This window comes from Kocuria himachalensis (assembly GCF_054784195.1).
In genome coordinates, this window is sequence record NZ_BAAGPL010000019.1 from 580,206 (window position 1) to 596,816 (window position 16,611).

17 protein-coding genes and 2 pseudogenes are annotated in these 16,611 nt (G+C 69.7%); 12 read left to right on the top strand and 7 right to left on the bottom strand.

Annotated elements, in window-relative coordinates:
• Positions 1-314: 314 nt before the first annotated feature.
• Positions 315-1,430 carry a helix-turn-helix domain-containing protein gene (locus ACYVM4_RS15115; protein ID WP_368822142.1) on the top strand — a complete coding sequence of 372 codons (1,116 nt, stop codon included), beginning with the start codon at positions 315-317 and terminating at the stop codon, positions 1,428-1,430.
• Between the two features lie 99 nt (positions 1,431-1,529).
• On the opposite strand, the gene ACYVM4_RS15120 is transcribed toward ACYVM4_RS15115, so the two are convergent.
• The 3 genes from ACYVM4_RS15120 to ACYVM4_RS15130 form a co-directional block, all read right to left on the bottom strand.
• Positions 1,530-1,853: a hypothetical protein gene (locus ACYVM4_RS15120; RefSeq protein WP_460669059.1), complete on the bottom strand. Its 324-nt coding sequence runs from the start codon at positions 1,851-1,853 to the stop codon at positions 1,530-1,532.
• Between the two features lie 9 nt (positions 1,854-1,862).
• Positions 1,863-2,564 (bottom strand): ANTAR domain-containing protein, encoded by a 702-nt coding sequence (locus ACYVM4_RS15125; RefSeq protein ID WP_460669060.1) that lies wholly within the window; start codon positions 2,562-2,564, stop codon positions 1,863-1,865.
• A gap of 429 nt (positions 2,565-2,993) precedes the next feature.
• The gene (locus ACYVM4_RS15130) at positions 2,994-4,586 is read right to left on the bottom strand and encodes a GMC family oxidoreductase (protein ID WP_460669061.1); all 1,593 of its coding nucleotides are present in this window, start codon (positions 4,584-4,586) and stop codon (positions 2,994-2,996) included.
• Positions 4,587-4,777: 191 nt separating this feature from the next.
• Here ACYVM4_RS15130 and ACYVM4_RS15135 point away from each other — a divergent pair, with 191 nt between their 5' ends.
• Positions 4,778-6,229 carry an aldehyde dehydrogenase family protein gene (locus ACYVM4_RS15135; protein WP_368823650.1) on the top strand — a complete coding sequence of 484 codons (1,452 nt, stop codon included), beginning with the start codon at positions 4,778-4,780 and terminating at the stop codon, positions 6,227-6,229.
• A gap of 80 nt (positions 6,230-6,309) precedes the next feature.
• A complete protein-coding gene (locus ACYVM4_RS15140) occupies positions 6,310-7,290 on the top strand; it encodes an AraC-like ligand-binding domain-containing protein (protein ID WP_460669062.1) in 981 nt (326 codons plus the stop codon).
• Between the two features lie 509 nt (positions 7,291-7,799).
• Here ACYVM4_RS15140 and ACYVM4_RS15145 read toward each other — a convergent pair.
• The gene (locus tag ACYVM4_RS15145; protein ID WP_368823495.1) at positions 7,800-8,441 is read right to left on the bottom strand and encodes a Pr6Pr family membrane protein; all 642 of its coding nucleotides are present in this window, start codon (positions 8,439-8,441) and stop codon (positions 7,800-7,802) included.
• 495 nt (positions 8,442-8,936) lie between these two features.
• Here ACYVM4_RS15145 and ACYVM4_RS15150 point away from each other — a divergent pair, with 495 nt between their 5' ends.
• Positions 8,937-9,203 carry a hypothetical protein gene (locus tag ACYVM4_RS15150; protein ID WP_460669063.1) on the top strand — a complete coding sequence of 89 codons (267 nt, stop codon included), beginning with the start codon at positions 8,937-8,939 and terminating at the stop codon, positions 9,201-9,203.
• A gap of 189 nt (positions 9,204-9,392) precedes the next feature.
• Here ACYVM4_RS15150 and ACYVM4_RS15155 read toward each other — a convergent pair whose 3' ends face one another.
• Positions 9,393-9,581 carry a hypothetical protein gene (locus ACYVM4_RS15155; RefSeq protein ID WP_368823498.1) on the bottom strand — a complete coding sequence of 63 codons (189 nt, stop codon included), beginning with the start codon at positions 9,579-9,581 and terminating at the stop codon, positions 9,393-9,395.
• Between the two features lie 517 nt (positions 9,582-10,098).
• Between ACYVM4_RS15155 and ACYVM4_RS15160 the strand changes: the two genes are divergently transcribed.
• From ACYVM4_RS15160 to ACYVM4_RS15170, 3 genes are all read left to right on the top strand, one after another.
• Positions 10,099-10,674 (top strand): hypothetical protein, encoded by a 576-nt coding sequence (locus ACYVM4_RS15160; protein WP_460669064.1) that lies wholly within the window; start codon positions 10,099-10,101, stop codon positions 10,672-10,674.
• A gap of 82 nt (positions 10,675-10,756) precedes the next feature.
• Positions 10,757-11,170 (top strand): hypothetical protein, encoded by a 414-nt coding sequence (locus ACYVM4_RS15165; protein ID WP_368823500.1) that lies wholly within the window; start codon positions 10,757-10,759, stop codon positions 11,168-11,170.
• A gap of 71 nt (positions 11,171-11,241) precedes the next feature.
• Complete coding sequence (locus ACYVM4_RS15170) at positions 11,242-11,796, top strand: hypothetical protein (RefSeq protein ID WP_460669065.1); 555 nt, start codon at positions 11,242-11,244, stop codon at positions 11,794-11,796.
• A gap of 172 nt (positions 11,797-11,968) precedes the next feature.
• Here ACYVM4_RS15170 and ACYVM4_RS15175 read toward each other — a convergent pair whose 3' ends face one another.
• The gene (locus tag ACYVM4_RS15175) at positions 11,969-12,583 is read right to left on the bottom strand and encodes a hypothetical protein (protein WP_460669066.1); all 615 of its coding nucleotides are present in this window, start codon (positions 12,581-12,583) and stop codon (positions 11,969-11,971) included.
• Between the two features lie 300 nt (positions 12,584-12,883).
• Between ACYVM4_RS15175 and ACYVM4_RS15180 the strand changes: the two genes are divergently transcribed.
• The 4 genes and pseudogenes from ACYVM4_RS15180 to ACYVM4_RS15195 all read left to right on the top strand — a co-directional run.
• Positions 12,884-13,345 carry a hypothetical protein gene (locus ACYVM4_RS15180; protein ID WP_460669067.1) on the top strand — a complete coding sequence of 154 codons (462 nt, stop codon included), beginning with the start codon at positions 12,884-12,886 and terminating at the stop codon, positions 13,343-13,345.
• Between the two features lie 183 nt (positions 13,346-13,528).
• Entirely contained in the window at positions 13,529-13,729 is a 201-nt protein-coding gene (locus ACYVM4_RS15185; RefSeq protein ID WP_460669068.1) for a CsbD family protein, read from the top strand.
• A 169-nt stretch (positions 13,730-13,898) separates the two neighbouring features.
• Positions 13,899-14,096 (top strand): annotated as a pseudogene (locus tag ACYVM4_RS15190) (transposase); the annotation flags it as partial.
• A gap of 72 nt (positions 14,097-14,168) precedes the next feature.
• Positions 14,169-14,435: pseudogene (locus tag ACYVM4_RS15195) on the top strand (integrase core domain-containing protein); the annotation flags it as partial.
• 151 nt (positions 14,436-14,586) lie between these two features.
• Here ACYVM4_RS15195 and ACYVM4_RS15200 read toward each other — a convergent pair.
• Positions 14,587-15,432, bottom strand: coding sequence for a Cof-type HAD-IIB family hydrolase (locus ACYVM4_RS15200; protein ID WP_460669069.1), 846 nt, complete (start codon positions 15,430-15,432; stop codon positions 14,587-14,589).
• A 460-nt stretch (positions 15,433-15,892) separates the two neighbouring features.
• Here ACYVM4_RS15200 and ACYVM4_RS15205 point away from each other — a divergent pair, with 460 nt between their 5' ends.
• Positions 15,893-16,444, top strand: coding sequence for a GNAT family N-acetyltransferase (locus ACYVM4_RS15205; protein WP_460669070.1), 552 nt, complete (start codon positions 15,893-15,895; stop codon positions 16,442-16,444).
• Positions 16,445-16,611 lie beyond the last annotated feature (167 nt).

Here is a 16,611-nt window from a genome sequence, read left to right on the forward strand (position 1 = left end):
GGGTCCTGCAGAGTTTCCCCAGGCTCTGTCCCGGGTGACGGTGGCCGCGGTGCAAGAGGAACAGGGCCGATCATCTGCAGCTCGAGCAGCCGGTCGTCCGGCCCTCGGATCGCCCTGGACAGGACGGCAGATGCGCTCGGACCAGCTCGCCGGCAGCCGGCGATCCACCGGATCCCTTGAGTATTGCTCGTCCTCTGCGGACCCGAGAGACTGTGGCGAGACCAGGAAACGGGGGGGGCAGGGTGTCTGATCGGGATCGTGATCTGCCGTGGACGGCGTTGCCGCCGTCACTCACTCCACTGCTGGTGGGGCACGTGCCCGTCTTCACGGAGGAGTTGCTGGCGGCGGTGCACCGGGACGTCCCGGTCTATGCCACGTCGCTGGACGGACCGTTGCGGCCGGAGATCCAGCACGGGGTCGAGTCCGCCCTGACCCGCTTCCTGGACCTGGCCGCCTCCGAGCAACCGGCCCTGCGCAATGAGGACTGGCTCGTCTATGAGCTGCTCGGCCGAGCCGAGGTCCATCAGGGCCGGCCCATGGACGCGCTGTTCGCCGCCTACCGCTCCGCGGCCCGCACCACCTTGCGGTCGATGTCGGGGGTCGCCATGGAAGCCGGGGCCGAGGCCTCGGTGCTGATCGTTCTGGCGGAGTCGGTGTTCGCCTACATCGAGGAGCTCTCCGCCGCCAGCGCCCAGGGCTACGCCCTGGAGCAGTCCGAGCGGGCCGGTGAACAGGACCGGCTGCTGGACACGGTGGCGGAGATGCTGATCCGCGGCCACGCCGAGGAGGACGCCGTGCGGGCGGCCGTGCTCGCGGCCGGCTGGGCCCTGCCCGAGCGGGTGGTGGTGGTCACCTTGGCCACGGACCGGCGCACGGGGCTGCGATCCCGCCTGGGCGCCCACGCCCTGCTCACGTCCCGCCCCGGTGACATCATCGCCATCGTGCCCGAGCCCTCCTCGCCGACAGCGCGCCAGAAGCTGGGGCGTGTCCTCGCCGGGCGCAACGCGGTGGTGGGTCCGGGGCGGGCCTGGCAGTCCGCGCCTGACTCCCTGCGCCTGGCCGTGATGGCCCGGGACCTGCTGCAGCACGACCCTGACGACGAGGGGCCGCTGTGGGTCACCGAACACCTCACCCAGCTGCTCCTGCTCAGTGACCACAGCATGGTCGAGGACCTGGCCGCCCAACGGCTGGCCCCGCTCGAACAGCTGCGCCCCGCCCAGCGGGAGCGGCTGGGGGCGACCCTGTTGTCCTGGCTCAAGCACCACGGGCACCGCGCCGCGATGGCCGCCGATCTGCTTATCCACGAACAGACGGTTGGCTACCGGGTCAACCAGCTGCGCGACGTGTTCGGGGAAGCACTCAACGACCCGCAGACCCGGTTCGAGCTCGAGCTCGTCCTGCGCGCCCGGCCCCACCAGAACCCTTCCTGAGCGACGATCACCGAGATGCCCGGACTCCACAGCGCAGGGTCGGAACCTTCCATGTGCTGTCCTGGGTCCCATGCTGTGGTGGTCGGCGCCTGGGGCGGGTCACTGTCCGGGGGTGTCGCCGTCCTCGGTCTCGTGCAGAGCGCTGGGGTCGGTGTCCTGGGCCGAGTCAGTCAGGTCGTAGGTGTAGGGGGCGTGCAGAACGGGTCCGTGGTCGATGATCTCGTTGACCGCATGGGCCAAGGTGTCCCGCTGGATTTCCGGCAGGGTCAGGGAGTGGTGGAGGTAGGCCTCGACCTCCAGCTCCCCGACGTCCCCGCCGATGCTGAAGAAGTGCATCCAGACCTCGTGCAGGTCCAGGCCGGCGTGGTCCATGGCGCGGCGCAGCAGGCGGGCTTGCTCCCGCCCCTGGGCGTCCTCGTCCATGTGGGCCACCTACATGGCCGGGTCCGCGGCGCGAGCCACGAGGTCGCGGGCGATCTCGGCCACCGGCCGACGTTGAGTGCGCGAGGCCGTCATCAACCGGCCGCGGGCGACGTCGTGGTCCCAGCCGTGACGTTCCATCAGCATCCCGGTCGCGGTCTCCACCGCCTTGCGATCAGCCAGGGCTGCCTGCAGCCCGGCGGAGAGCCGGCGTGGGGCCTCGGGGTCCTGGGCGATCCCCAACAGGGTGGCCGCGGCCCCGGCCAGCAGCACCAGACGTCGTTCGTCCTCGGCCGTGAACTTGTCGATGCTGGTGCTGTAGACCTTCAACGCCCCGATCGCGGTGCCCTTGAACACCATCGGGGCGCTCAGCGCCGAGCGGATCCCCAGCCCGGACGCGGCCGCACACCATTGCGCCCAGCGGGACTCGGTTCCGGTGTCGTCGACGCGCTGCACGGCGGTGGCCGCCCAGGCGGACACGCACGGACCCTCGCCCAGCTCGTACTGCAGGGCATCGGCGGCGGCCGCGATCCGGTCGGTGGTGGCGGTGGAGGTGCGGTGGCCGGCCTCGTCCATCAACGAGGCCCCGGCACCCACGGCCGAGTGCACGAAGCCCAGGGCCACTTCGGCCAACTGCTCCACCGCCGCGGTCGCGTCCTGAACACTGAGCAGCATGCCTTGGATCCGGGCGAAGACCGTGGTCAGATCATCCACCGAAGCCTCAGGGGTCCTCGCTGATGCATCTCGGTCCATCATCGTCACCGCCATGTCGTCGTCATCACCGGCCGACCCGTTGGATCTACCCCGCATTGACGGAATGCCGACGGTCCGCTCCAGCCTTGCACACCAGCCTACGCCGCCACACGTCAACGGGACCCGGTGATCTCGACGCGATCCCTCCTCGCTCCTCATGAGCCCCGGGTGCAGCACCGTACCGGTGACACCTGCCCGGACCGGGGCGCACCCATGGCAGTTCCGCGGCCGAGTGACTGACGTGTGAGGCACGGTCAAGCCATCGGCCTCGCCTCATGCCCGCGCCGAAGGATGTCCGGATGGATTCCCCGTGTGTCCCGTGACGGGTTCAGTGGTGGCTCGATGAGCTGAACCGCTCGACCGTCTCCCTTGAGCCCGCGGCCACTGCTGTCAGCGAGCAGTCCCCACCGCCTGCTCGGCAGATCCCTCCGCCTGCCCGCCGGTGATGAGGGCCGCGGCGCGCTCGGCGATCATCGCGGTGGGCGCGTTGGTGTTGCCGCTGGGCACCCGGGGCATGATCGAGGCGTCCACCACTCGCAGACCGTCGAGGCCGTGCACACGCAGGTCCTCGGGGGAGACCACTGCGTCGGGGCCGGTGCCCATCCGGCAGGTCCCGACCTGGTGGTGGTAGGTGGTGACGAACTTGTTGATGTAGGCGATCTCCTCGTCCTCGGTGCGCACCTCCGGGCCGGGGTAGAGCTCCACGGCGCCCCAGTCCTCCGCGAGGGGCCGCGTGCGGACCATCTCGCGGGCCTGGTGGAAGGAGGCCAGCAGCGCCTCGCGGTCGCGCGGGTCCTCGAAGATGTGCGGGTCCAGCTCCACGGGGTCGGATGCACCCGATCCGGTGAGCCGCAGCGTGCCCCGGGAGTAGGGGCGGACCAGCCCGGAGTGCAGGGTGAAGGCGTTCATCGGACCGGCCATCTGCTCGTCGTACATCGGGACCGAGAAGTGGATCGGCTGGGTGTCGGGCACGTCGAGGTCGGGACGGGAGCGCCAGAACAGGTGGGTCTGGGTGACGGACCAGTCGGACTCGGGGTGCTCGATCGTGCGTCCCGTGGCCTCGGCGATGACCGGGGCCAGCAGATGGTCGTGGAGATTCTCCCCGACCCCGGGCAGGTCATGGACCACCGGGACCCCGACCTCGGACAGGTGCCCGGCGGGACCGATGCCCGAGCGCAGCAGGATCTTGGGCGAGTCGAGCGCTCCGGCGCACAGGATCACCTCGTCCGCGCGGATCTCCTCGGGCGTGCCGTCCGGGTCGCCGAGAGGCACGACGGCCACGCCGACCGCGCGGCCGTCCTCGAGCAGGACCTTGTGGACGAGCACACCGGTGCGCAGTGTCAGGCGCGGGTCCTCCGCCACGGACTTCACGTACGCCATCCAGGTGTTGAAGCGCTTCCCGTCCCGGACGTTGACCTGCTGCTGGGAGACGCCGTCGAGCGTGCCGGCGTTGTAGTCCTCGTTGTGGGCCACGCCCACCTGCTCGGCGGCCTCGATGATCGACTCGAAGATCGGGTTGAGCGGGTAGTCCTGCACCACGGGCACCAGGCCCTCGGTGCCGCGGCTCTCGTCCGGCACCGCGCCGGCAGGCGGGACGTAGGTCTCCAGCGCCGTGAACCACGGCAGCACGTCGGCCCAGGACCACCCGGGGCACCCGTCGGCGGCCCAGGCGTCGTAGTCCTGGGCCGCTCCGCGCACCCAGATGGTGGCGTTGAGGGCGTGGGAGCCCCCGAGCACCCGGCCGCGAGGCCAGTGGATCACCCGGCCGTCGGCGTGGCGCTGGGGCACGGTGAAGTAGTCCCAGTCCTCTGCGGAGTGCCACAGCTCGCCCAGGCGGGACACGGAGTGGATGGCGGGATTGCGGTCATGGTCGCCGGCCTCGAGAAGGGTCACCTCGTGGCCGGCGTCGAGGAGGCGGCGGGTCAGGATGCTGCCGGCGGTGCCGGCGCCCACGACGATGTAGGTCTTGGTCGATGTGCTCATGGGATCAGTGTGACGGCGGCCACACGTGTGCGGCTTGTCCGGGTGCGCAGACCCCTTGACCATGAGCGCGGCCGTGGCGGCGGAGATCCCGCACTCTGCGTCAAGAACCGTGCCCTCACGGACAAGGCGCCCCGGTGTGGTGTGCGTCACGATGGGAGCAGCATCGACCCGTTCCACCGAAGGAGCCCACCGTGACCACGACGACGACCACCCCGACGACGCCCTCCCCCGCTCCCGCGCTCACCTACGACGAGCTGCTCGCGGCGATCACCGCTCCCGACGGCCGGGAGATCCTCGACCCGGCCACCGGGGAGCTGGTCGGCCGTGTCCACGAGTCCACCGTCGAGGATCTGGAGCAGGCGTTGGCCCGGGCCCGGGCAAAGCAGCCCGAGTGGGCCGCGGTCCCGGACGCCGAGCGGTCGGCACTGTTGCTGCGGGCCGCCGACGCCGTCGAGGCGAACGCCGCCGCCCTGGCCGAGCTGCTCTCGCGCGAGCAGGGCAAGCCGGTGCAGAACGGGCCCAACGCCCTGTTCGAGGTCGGCGGCGCGGTCGCCTGGCTGCGCGCCACGGCGTCGCTGCCCCTGGAGCCCGAGACGCTCTTCGACGACGAGTCCGGGAAGGCGGTCCTCAGCTACGAGCCCATCGGGGTCGTCGGGTCCATCAGCCCCTGGAACTGGCCGATGATGATCTCCGTCTGGCAGATCGCCCCGGCCCTGCGCATGGGCAACACCGTGGTGGCCAAGCCCTCCGAGTACACTCCGCTCTCCGTCCTGGGGCTGGCGCACGTCCTCAACCAGGTCCTGCCCGAGGACCTGCTCACCGTGGTGGCGGGCGGTCGGGAGGTCGGCGAGGCGCTGTCCCAGCACGCCGGGGTGGACAAGCTGATGTTCACCGGCTCCACGGCCACCGGCAAGGCCATCATGCGCTCGGCCGCGGACTCCCTCACCCGCCTGACGCTGGAGCTCGGCGGCAACGACGCCGGCATCGTGCTGCCGGACGCGGACCCGCAGGCCATCGCCGAGGGGCTGTTCTGGGGAGCGTTCATCAACACGGGCCAGACCTGCGCCGCGCTCAAGCGTCTCTATGTCCACGAGGACGTCTACGACGCCGTGTGCGAGGCCCTCACCGAGGTCGCCGCGGCCATGCCGATGGGCGAGGGACGGGACGAGAAGAACGTGCTCGGCCCGCTGCAGAACAAGGCCCAGTACGAGATCGTGTCCGATCTCGTGGAGCAGGCCAGGGCAGGCGGGGGCCGGGTGCTGCTCGGCGGTGATCCGGTCGAGGAGCAGCCGGGGTACTTCTATCCGGCGACGCTCGTGGCCGATCTCGACGACGACAACGCCCTCGTGGTCGAGGAGCAGTTCGGGCCCGCGCTGCCGATCGTGAAGTACTCCACCGTGGACGAGGCCGTCCACATGGCCAACCGCCTGGACGTGGGCCTCGGCGCCTCGGTGTGGGGCTCGGACCTCGAGGGGGCGCGCGAGGTCGCCGCCCGGATCCAGGCCGGCACCGTGTGGATCAACAAGCACGGCGCCGTGGACCCGCGCATGCCCTTCGGCGGGATCAAGAGCTCCGGGCAGGGAGTGGAGTTCGGCGTGGAGGGCCTCAAGGCGCTCGGGGTGCCGAAGGTCATCTCCTCCTGACCTGGGCACGTCGACAAGCCACCCGCACCCCGCGATGATGTAGGTCACAGACCGACGAGCGGAGGGAAGGGGTCCGGGTGGTGGCAGCAGGAGTGGTGGAGCGGGGCACGCCCGGTCCGGCACGTCCTGTGCTCGCCACCTCGGCGACCGATTTCGCCCGCCTGGCCTCCGAGGTGTTCGTGCCGCTGGAGGTGGACACGACCGAGCGCGTCACCTTCCGCGCACAGCTGGACCACCGCCCGACCGGCCACGTGGAGATCAGCCACATCCACGCCACCCGGCACGTCGTCGAGCACGACCTGTCGCCCGCCGCAACCGGCGGCTCGGTGAAGTTCGGTCTCCAGCTCGGCGGCACGTGCGTGGTCGAGCAGGACGGCCGGAGTGCCCTGCTGGCGCCGGGGGACATGGTCGTCTACGACACGGACCGCCCCTACCGGCTCGACTTCCCCCGGGAGGCCCGGCTCCTGGTGCTCATGCTTCCCGGCACGGGCCTCGAGCTGTCCCCGAGCGCAGTGAGGTCCGTGACCGCGACCCGCTTCCGCGGGGACGAGGGCGTCGGCGCGCTGGCCGCGGACTTCCTGGGCGGGCTCTCCGACCGGATGCACGTGCTGAGCGGCCGCTCCGCCGCTCGGCTGGGGCGCTCCGCGGTGGACCTCGTGGGAACAGTTCTCACGGAGCGGGCCGAGGAAATGGCCGGGGCCGGGGCCGCGGACGCCACGACCGGGGGGCACGAGGCCCTGCGCGCCGTGGCGCGGGCCTTCGTCGAGGACCACCTCGCCGACCCGCAGCTCGGTCCGCCCATGATCGCCGCCCACCTGTTCCTCTCGGTCCGGCGCCTGCACGAGATCTTCCAGGGCGAGGAGTACACCCTCTCGGCCTGGATCCGGCATCGGCGCCTCGAGCAGTGCCGGCGGACCCTGCTGGACCCGGGCCACGACCACCGCCCGGTCTCCCGCGTCGGGGCGGCGTGGGGCTTCCCCGACGCCGCGCACTTCTCCCGGCTGTTCAAGCAGGAGTTCGGAGTGTCCCCTGCGCAGTTCAGGATTGCGACGCGCGGCTGATCACGGATGGGGCAGAGGGTTGCTCAGGGGCCCGAGAAAGTGTGTCCAGGGCTTTCGTCGAGCGGCCCGGCAGCCATGACAGTGAACCCCTCCAGCCCACCGAGGGGCTGCGGCCACGTCTCTCCCGCTCAGATCCAGCACCCGCAATCCCACGATCCTCCCCCGCAACTGTTCGGCAGAGGCCAGCATGTTGTGGGTCGACCGACGATGCCGGCACAGCAACCCCTACCGCAACGTCGCTCTCGCGGAGAGTGGCCGGTAGCCGGCCTTATGTAAGACAATCGTTTTTGGGCCCCTCGCTCGCCGACTGCCAAGGGGTCGACCAGCAACTGTGTAGCCGCACCTTTGGACCTTGGATACGCCCGCGCGGCGGGCAAGCCGCATCAGATGTCACCCATTCGTGCGGCAGTGCCTATCGTGCCTGATGGTAGGTGGTGGTCCGTTCAATGGCATATCGAAGAACAATTCCTCAGATGCCTCTTACTGCTGGAGCGGCGTATCCGTACTGCCTAGTGCTGTTCCTCGGGTGCACCCGGTAGGCAGGGCAGGCGGCTGGTGGCGACCACGCTCAGGGCCACCAGCAGGATGAGCACCGACACCCCGAGGGCGTACATGCCCACGGCGTGGTAGCCGCCCACCAGGCGGGGGTCGAGGAAGAAGTAGGGGTACCAGCCCACCATGCGGCCCCGGATGAGGGTGTACAGCGCCCACAGGGCGGGGAAGATCATCGCCACCCAGGCCGTGGACCACCGCAGCCGGTGCCGGTAGGGGCCCAGCAGGAAGTCGGCCACCGCGTAGACGGGCAGCACAAAGTGCAGGACCTTCGAGGACAGCGGGACCAGGAACAGGTGGCCGAACAGCTCGGCGTTGGCCAACAGCAGGCCGAAGACGGTTCCGGAGACCACCATGTAGGTGGTGGCCACGGCGCGGAACACGGTCAGCCACACCGGCTCTGCCCCGTTGACCGTGGTGTGGAGCATCGCCAGCAGCACGGCCAGGATCAACAGGAAGGTGCTGTGGATGGTGAAGTAGCTGAACAGGTTGATACCCCGGCACGTGCCGGTGACCAGGGCGCAGTCCGCCCGGGCAGTCACAGCCCACACGGCGACGACCAGGGCCACCACCCGCACCGCGAGGACGAAGAACCGCACGGTGTCCCCTTCCTCGACCCACCCGGGAGCGACCACTACCACGGGAACCCGCTGCGCTCACCTCGGAGGAACGCCTGCCATCTTTTTCCCGCCCCAGGTTAGGGGGTAGACCGAGGCCATCATGACCTCTGTGCGCTGGTCGGGTCCACCACAGGCGTACGTGGCGGGCGCCTACAGTGGGAGCACCCCAGGTCGATGACGGGAGGGGAAGCGATGCCGGAGCCTGCACCCACTCGAGAATCTCTCGGTGTCTCTCGTGCCCGCCTCCGCGGGTGGGTCGTGGTGCCCGCGGTGCTGTGCACGGTCCTGGCCGGCTGCACCGGCCCCACGCCCCCAGGCCCGGAGGGCCCCGGCGGCTCGGGTTCGCCGAGCCCGGACAGCACCTCGCCTGCACCGGTGCACGGCCCGTGGGGCGCGTACGTGGACCAGGAGGGAGCGTGTGCGGGGGTGGCCGGTGATGTGGTGACGCTGTCCCTGCTCCCCTCCAGCCTGCCGGTGAGCCGACGTGTGTCGGACGTCCAGCAGGTCGAGAACGAGGTGGAGGCCATGCTCGAGGCCGCCCCGCCGGCGGTGGCCTCCCCCTACGCCCGTATCCAGCTGGCGGTCGACTCCTACGGCGAGGACCTCGCCGTCGACGCCTCACCCATGGCCACCCCAGTCCCCACACCTGTCGAAGAACCACGGTTCGATGACCTCGCCGTTCAGGAAGCACTCGAGCAGATCCGGATGTGGCTGTCCGACACGTGCCAGAACCGCCGCTGAGCTGCAGCTGGGCCGGGGCGGCCAACCGGTCCAGGTCCGCGGTGACGAGGTAGCCCACCGCCTCAGCTCTCAGGACGAGACGCCCAGAGGGGTGACCTGCGCCAGGAAGAGGTTCTCGGTCATGCACGGACGCGTGGGGCCGGAACTACCATGAGCCCCTTACGACCTGGTCTCAGGAAGTAGGAGCTCTCATGCCTGCGTTTCCACCGTTGCCCTCGCGATCTTGGCCGGATCCGGATGCTCACTGGGACCGTTCTGATGGCGATCGTGCTGTTCTTCCTCCTCAAGGACGGTCCGCTGCTGTGGAGCTTCGTGCTGCGGTGGTTCACCGGCGTACAGCGCGCCAAGGTCGCGGAGTCCGCTGCAGCCGGTGATCATGGGCCACGCCCTGAGTCTGCACGCCCTGGTGGTGCCGCTCTCCCTGTCGGTCGGCGCCCTGCTCGGCGGGGTGGCCGGAGCCGTGCTGGCGGTCCCCCCGACCGCGGTGTCGTGGGCGGTCCTGCAGGTCGGGATCACCCGCTACCAGCAGGGCCGGGACCCCGTTCTCGGAACCGACCCGGCCTCCGGGCACGGGGTCTCTGAGCGCGCCGGCCGACGGCACCGCCGCCAGTACCGACGGATGCGGCAACAAAGCCCTTCTCCCGCACCCCCTCCGGCCAGCGCCCAGGACTCCCCGGCCTTTAAGGAAGCAGAAGATTCCTCTCGGTTGCCTACCGATCCCTTGTACGCCCCCGGCCAGCTGTCTGGACATCCCCTGGAATTCTCCTCTCAGGGTCGTCATGCGTCATACCGTGGAGAGACAGGGCCGGTTTCGAGCCCACACCCGTTGCCCGGTCCCGCACCACCTAGCCGAAGGCACACCCGCCGTCGGCGGCGCCGCGACCCACCAGGAACGATGATGATCTCCGACCACGACCACCGGCCCCGCAGGGCCGTCATCGCCGCAGCAGTTGCCGTGGCCGCGCTGGGGCTCTCCGCCTGCGGTGGGCCGACCACTCCACCGCCGGGTGCGCCCGTGGTGCAGCTGCTGGACCCCGAGGCGATACCCACCGGGCCCTACGCCGGGCCCTACGACCAGGCCTTCGCCGAGGACCTCGAGCACTACGCCGAGCAGGAAGTGGTGCTGCGCGCCCAGGTCGGGACCGTCGTCAGCCCCGTGGCCTTCACCATCACCACCCCCGAGCCTTCCGAGGCGGACTCCGGCGAGGACACCGGTGACGGTGGGGTGGCCGCACCGTTGCTGGTGGTGGACTTCGACGACACCTCCCCCACCCTGCGCCCCGGTGACCGGGTCGAGATCACCGGCACGGTCCATGCGGCCTACAACGTCCCCGACACCGAAGAGAACCTCGGGGCCCCACCCGGGCCGGAGGTGCTGGCCTCCTACGACGGCCAGCCCTTCCTCAACGCCACCTCCGTACAGACCGAAGACCCGCAGGCCACGACGCCGGCCACGACGCCGGCCCCCTGACAAGACTGAGATCACGACGCCGGGGCCCGACCGGTCCGGCCGCCGTCGCCGCCCCGCACGACCACGGAAGAAGAGGATCACCATGGACATCACGACCCGTCCCCTCGCCATCGGTGCCGCCGCACTGTTGGCGGCCGCCACCATGACCGGGTGCACCAGTGAGACCGAGCTGACCCAGGCCGACCAGTCCGATGTCCCCACCGAGGAACTCATCGGGGACACCATGACCCTGAGCAACGAGGTCCAGGAGGTCCTCGCCCACGGCATCATCACCATCGGCGCCGAGGACACCGTGATCATGGCCGACCAGCTCCCCGAGGGCCTGGGCCTCGGCGACGACGTGGAGGTCACCGGCACCGTGGCGAAGCGCGACGTCTTCACCATCGACGATCTCGAAGCCCTCCAGCAGGTCACCGACGAGGAAACCGCCCAGTACTTCGTCGACCGCGGCGAAGAACTCATTCTCACCGACGCCACCGTCACCCGCACCGACTGACCCGCGGTGACCGCCACAGAGCAGCTGCCGCCGCCGATCGGTCGAGAATGCCCACAGATCGGAGGAGCATCATGAGCACCATCGCCCGGCGGACCACGAGCCTCACCCCAGTGGCGCTGTGCCTGGCCGCAGGCGTCCTGGCCGGCTGCGGCGCAACGCCATCCCCCGAACCCGGTCCCGGGACCGCTGAAAACAGCTCCACCGCACCGACCAGCGCGTCCCCATCAGCCACGGCCCCCGCTCCGGGCGCCGGAACCGAGTCACCCACCGGATATGTCGGGGCCTATGACGATGCCTTCCACGCCGAGCTGTCCTCCTACACCGGCCAACAGGTGAGCCTCACCGGGGAAGTCGGCGACCTGATCCGCTCCCGTTCCGCCTACGAGCTCGTCAGCCCCACCACCCCGGATCTGGACCCCCTGCTCATCAGCGCCGCCTACGCGGTCCCGGACCTGCAGGTCGGCGACACCGTCACGGTGACCGGCACCCTGCGCGAGGGTCTCGAACCGCCCGTGGTGGAGGAGGCTGTGGACGGGGACGAGGAGGCCGGCTTCTACGACCAGCACCTCGGGCAGCCCTACCTGGACGAGGCGCAGGTGGAGATCCTGAACTCTCCAGGTCAATGATCCCCTGAGCCGCCACCACCTGAGATCGAGCTGCTCCGGGCATCACCGGGACCCCGGTGCACGCCGCTGCGCCTGTCGCCTCATCGAGTCCTGGGACCACCGGAGGAGCTGACGGGTGGAGAACCCGTACCCGTCCTGATCCCTACCCCGAGGAGCGGACCCCGAGGCGGAGTCATCGACCGGTGCGAGATGACGAGACCTCTGATCCGGGTCCGGCGCCTGCGGTGCGGAAGCGTTTGGCCCACCACACCACCAGCGCCCCGGCCACGACGGAACCTGCCATGCCGGCGAGGATGTCGATCACGGTGTCGGTGTAGCCCACGATCATGCCCTCAGGATCGAGCTGTTCGACCGCCCACTCGTAGTACTCCCAGACCACCGCCGCCGTCGTCCCGGTGGTGCCCACCGACACGATCGGGGCCCACGAACGGGTCCGCAACGACGGGTCCCGGGCATCGGGCAGCAGGCGAGCCTGGACCAGCAGGAAATAGCACACCGCCGCCAGACTGCCCGGGGTCAAGAAGTGCACCAGCGAATCCACCTCCCCCGGCGCCCGGTACCAGTGCTGGACCAAACCCCACATCGCCAGCAGGATCAGCACAGCGAAAGCGGCCGCGAAACCGACCGGCACTTTCGCCCTGCGCGCCAGCAGCATGAGCCCGGCCACCACCGCGAACCGCAGCACCGCCTCCCACCGCCCGCCCACCCCCATGGCCACCGCGCTGAGCACCACGGCAACCACCGCGGCGAGGAAGATCCCCGAACTCACCCTGGTCCTCGTGGTCATGATGTGCGCTCCCGACCGTGGCATTGACCCGCTCGTGCCTCCGGTGTCCCTGGACCGGTTCGTCCATCACCGGACAGGCCCGAGAACCACCGTGCAGGACACCGCTGTGAGCCCGCCCGGAAACAGCACATCGAGCCGGACGCCCGAAGAACTCATGCCGGCCGTCCGGCCCCGAGTGCCATCACGAGCCCGTCACAGGTTCCGGTGCAGGTCCCCACAGGTTCCGACGTGTCCTCCTCCAGCTTCCCCCGTATTGTGCTACTGCCGCCGGGGAAGCCCCGCAGAATCCTGCATCCTCCCTTGTCGCGGCAGTCCCCGGACGCCCACGGTGGAAGAACGGGCCCAGACCGCTCAACAGCAACTTCCCAGGACCCGCCCCTCAGCCCCAGGAGGACCACCGAGATCACCCATCATCGGCACACGACTCGTACGGCCGCCGCGGCCCTGGTCGCCGCCGCAGGGCTCGGTCTGGCCGGGTGCGGCACCGAGGAACCCGAAACCGGCACCGACGTCGAAGACGTCACCGAGGGCGAAGTCCTGGAGTCCTCCCCGGCCCCGGAGAACACCCCGACCACCGTGGACCCGCTGCTGGTGCTCTACAACATGGATCGGATCGACATCGAGGAAGGCCAGGTCGTGGAGGTCTCCGGCACGGTCCAGCAGGCCTTCGACCTGCCCACCGTCGAGGACGAGCTCTACCAGGACTACGACCAGCAGCCCTACCTCGAAGCCACTGACGTGCAGCTGATCCCGGACGAGTAGGTCCCCGGCAATCCCCACCGCGGACCCCAGGCCCACTACGGCCTCAAGGGGTACCGATCCCGGTGGCGGACACCGAGAACACACGGCCACCTGTCAGCACGAAGAAGCACCCCAGAGGCCTGTCCGGGCGTGCTGGTGCATCCAGGCCGGTCGGATCCATGGAGCAATCGGAAGGAGTACCTGATGCGACTCGCAGACAAGATCAAGGCCGCCGTGGACCAGACCGCCGGGTCCGCCAAGGCGAAGATCGGCGCCGTCATCCATGATCCCGCCCTGCAGGCCGAAGGGCACGCACAGAACGCCGTGGGTCATGCCAAGCAGTCCGACGGTGACCCCGGGAGCCTCGAGGACAGGGCCCGGGAGATCGCCGACCGAGCCGGGTAGATCGGCGCGGGCGACCTGGCCCCACCGACTGCAGGAAGATGCCGGCCCGACCTTCACCTCCCGCCCGACACGATCCAGCCAGACATTCCGCTCACCAGGGGGTGCTCAAGGGTCGGTTGACTCCTGACCTCTGAGGATCTGCGCCGTCCTCGGTGGAAGGACGAGCACCATGTCCCAGCCCTACCCCGTCGAGTTCCGCCGTGATGTCGTGGCGGTCGCTCGAAAGCATGAAGCGCCGCTGGCCCAGATCGCGAAGGACTTCGGGATCAGCGAAGCGACGTTGCACAGCTGGTTGCGCAAGGCCGACGTCGAGGACGGGATCACCCCCGGCACCACGGATGCCGAGGCCGCCGAGATCCGGGCCCTGAAGAAGCGCATGCGCCTGCTCGAGCAGGAGAACGAGGTGATGCGCCGGGCCGCGGCGTATCCGTCACAGGCGAATCTGGCGAACAACGGCCTGGTCGGGTCGATGGGCCGGGCGGGGCCCTGTGGCGACAACGCCGCGATGGAGTCGTTCTGCTCCCTGCTGCAGAACAACGTCCTGGACACCCGGCACTGGGTCAACCGCGAGGATCTGCGCCAGGCGCTCGCGACCTGGATCGAACGGACCTACCACCGCCGTCGCCGGAGACAACGACGCCTCGGCAAGCTCACTCCGGTCGAGTACGAGACGATCACGAAACCGGCCGTCGATCTGGCGGCCTAACCCCACGAGTCAACGAAACCGTCAGCACCCCCGCTCGGTCGCCAGGCAGCCTGGAGTGGCTGCCTGCGGTGTGCTGAGGGGTCGTTCCATACCAGCAGGTCCGGCCGCCGGGACCCATGGCCACCCGTCAGCACGTCATAGGAATGAGCACTCAGCCGGTGACGAGGCCGTGACGCACGAACGCGTTCCACACCCCGTCCTCGCGCACACTGGTCGTCGTCTCATCGGCCAGTGCCTTCAGCTCCGGGGCCGCGTTGCCCATCGCGATGCCCGTCCCGCACACCTGGAACATCTCCACGTCGTTCCAGCTGTCGCCGATGCCGATCGCCATCGACCGGTCAAAGCCCAGGTGGTCGAGCACCGTCTCGATGGCCGAGCCCTTGGTGGTGCCACCCATCCCGACCTCACCGTTGGACCCTCCGGGCAGCGGCATGCTGCCGGGCACGATGTGGAACTGGTCGCCGAGCTCGTCCTGGGCCCGTGAGACCGTATCGACCGCCTCTCCCAGGAACACTGCTTTCGCGACACCGTCGAGGTCGATCTCGGTGAGATCCCGAGCCCGCGGGCTGCCCTGAGGCGCGGTCTGCGGCTCGTCCGGCTCACCGCGGGCGCTCTCCCAACGGCGCAGCATCGCGTCGAACTCCCTCTGCACCTGCGGGGAGGCGTGCACGGCGGCATCGGTCTGCAGGAAGAAGAGCAGACCGCGGTCCTGGAAATAGGTGATGAGCCGCTGCACCGCCTCACGCGGCATGGTCGCGGCCACGACGGTCTCAGCACCGCTGGTGGCATAGGCGCCGCCGTTGGTGACCGCGCCATCGAAGCCGATGGCGCTCACCTCACGGGGGATCGCCCCGGCCGCGCGCCCGGTACACAGGTACACGAGGTGCCCCGCCGCGCGCGCCCCCCGGATCGCCGCCACGGTCGAAGCCGCGACGGCCTTGCCGTGGTCGAGGATCGTCCCGTCGACGTCGAGGAAGGCGATGCGGGGGAATGTCACGGGGTGCTCCTTCACGCCACCGGAGGGGACGGGGGTGGTGGCCCCGCCATCATATTCGGCGCCACGGGCGGCCCTGTGGCAACGTGGTCGGCCACAGCCAGGACGCGAGTGCTGACCACGGAGGAGTGACACCTGATCGTGCGTCAGTCCCGCGCACCCGCGGCTTGGTGTCCGTTGAGCCGCCACATGCGAAGTGGTGGTTGCTCGTGCATCTGAGCGAAGAGCAACCGGCGGCCCGGACATAGGAGATGCACTGATCGAGCGGGGCCGTCAACGCGCAACTGCCGCCCTCTTCGACGTCGTCGACTGCTGTCCCGCGCGCCAGTTGGCAGGAGCTGCGTCGCGCACCTCATGAAGACGTGGGATACCTCTCCGCGGACGCTCCCGCCAGGGATCGGGCGGTAGGACACAGCTCGCGGATGGGGCAAGGCATCGAGGTGCGTTGCGTAGGCTTATTGCCGTGGCCGCGGAACAAACCTCCTCTGTCGTGCTGGTCGCCGTCGATGACACCGTCCTGGCGCAGCTCGTTCAGGCCGCGACCACAGACGCTCTGGCCGACGAGGTGACTCCGCCGCTGACGGCCGGCCGAGCATGGACAGCAGACCGAGTCGCATGGCTGCGTGAATTCCACCGTGTCCGTCGCGCCGGACTGGCCGGGCCGACCGGAGAGGCAACCTGGGCCGTGGTCGTCGACGAGCTGATCGTGGGTTCGGTGCGCCTCAAGCACACTGATGAGCATGGCGTCCTGGACATGGGCATCTGGCTGACTCGTGGCGCCCGTGGTCGCGGCGTTGGACGAGCAGCCACAGCCGCGGCTCTGCGTCAGGCCGCTTCACTCGGGGCGTCTGGAGTGCGGGCAGACACCACCGTCACCAACACGGGCGCCATGGCCGTGCTACGCCGCCTCGGCTTCCACCTCACGCTGTCCGACGACTGTCAGGACGTCCGGGCACTGCTCCTCCTCGATCCCGAGGGGACTGCTGCCTGCGAAGTGACATCTGAGCCATCTTGATGACCAACAAGACTGATCAGGTGAAGTGGTGGGAACCGAAGCAACCCTGGGCTCCGCTGCCGGTGGGTCAACGATGAGCTGCCCGCTCGGCTGTGAAAGGGCGGCCATGTCCTCGGCCATCGGGTGTCGGACGCCCATGAGAATTCTTCTCCTGCCGTACCCGAGCT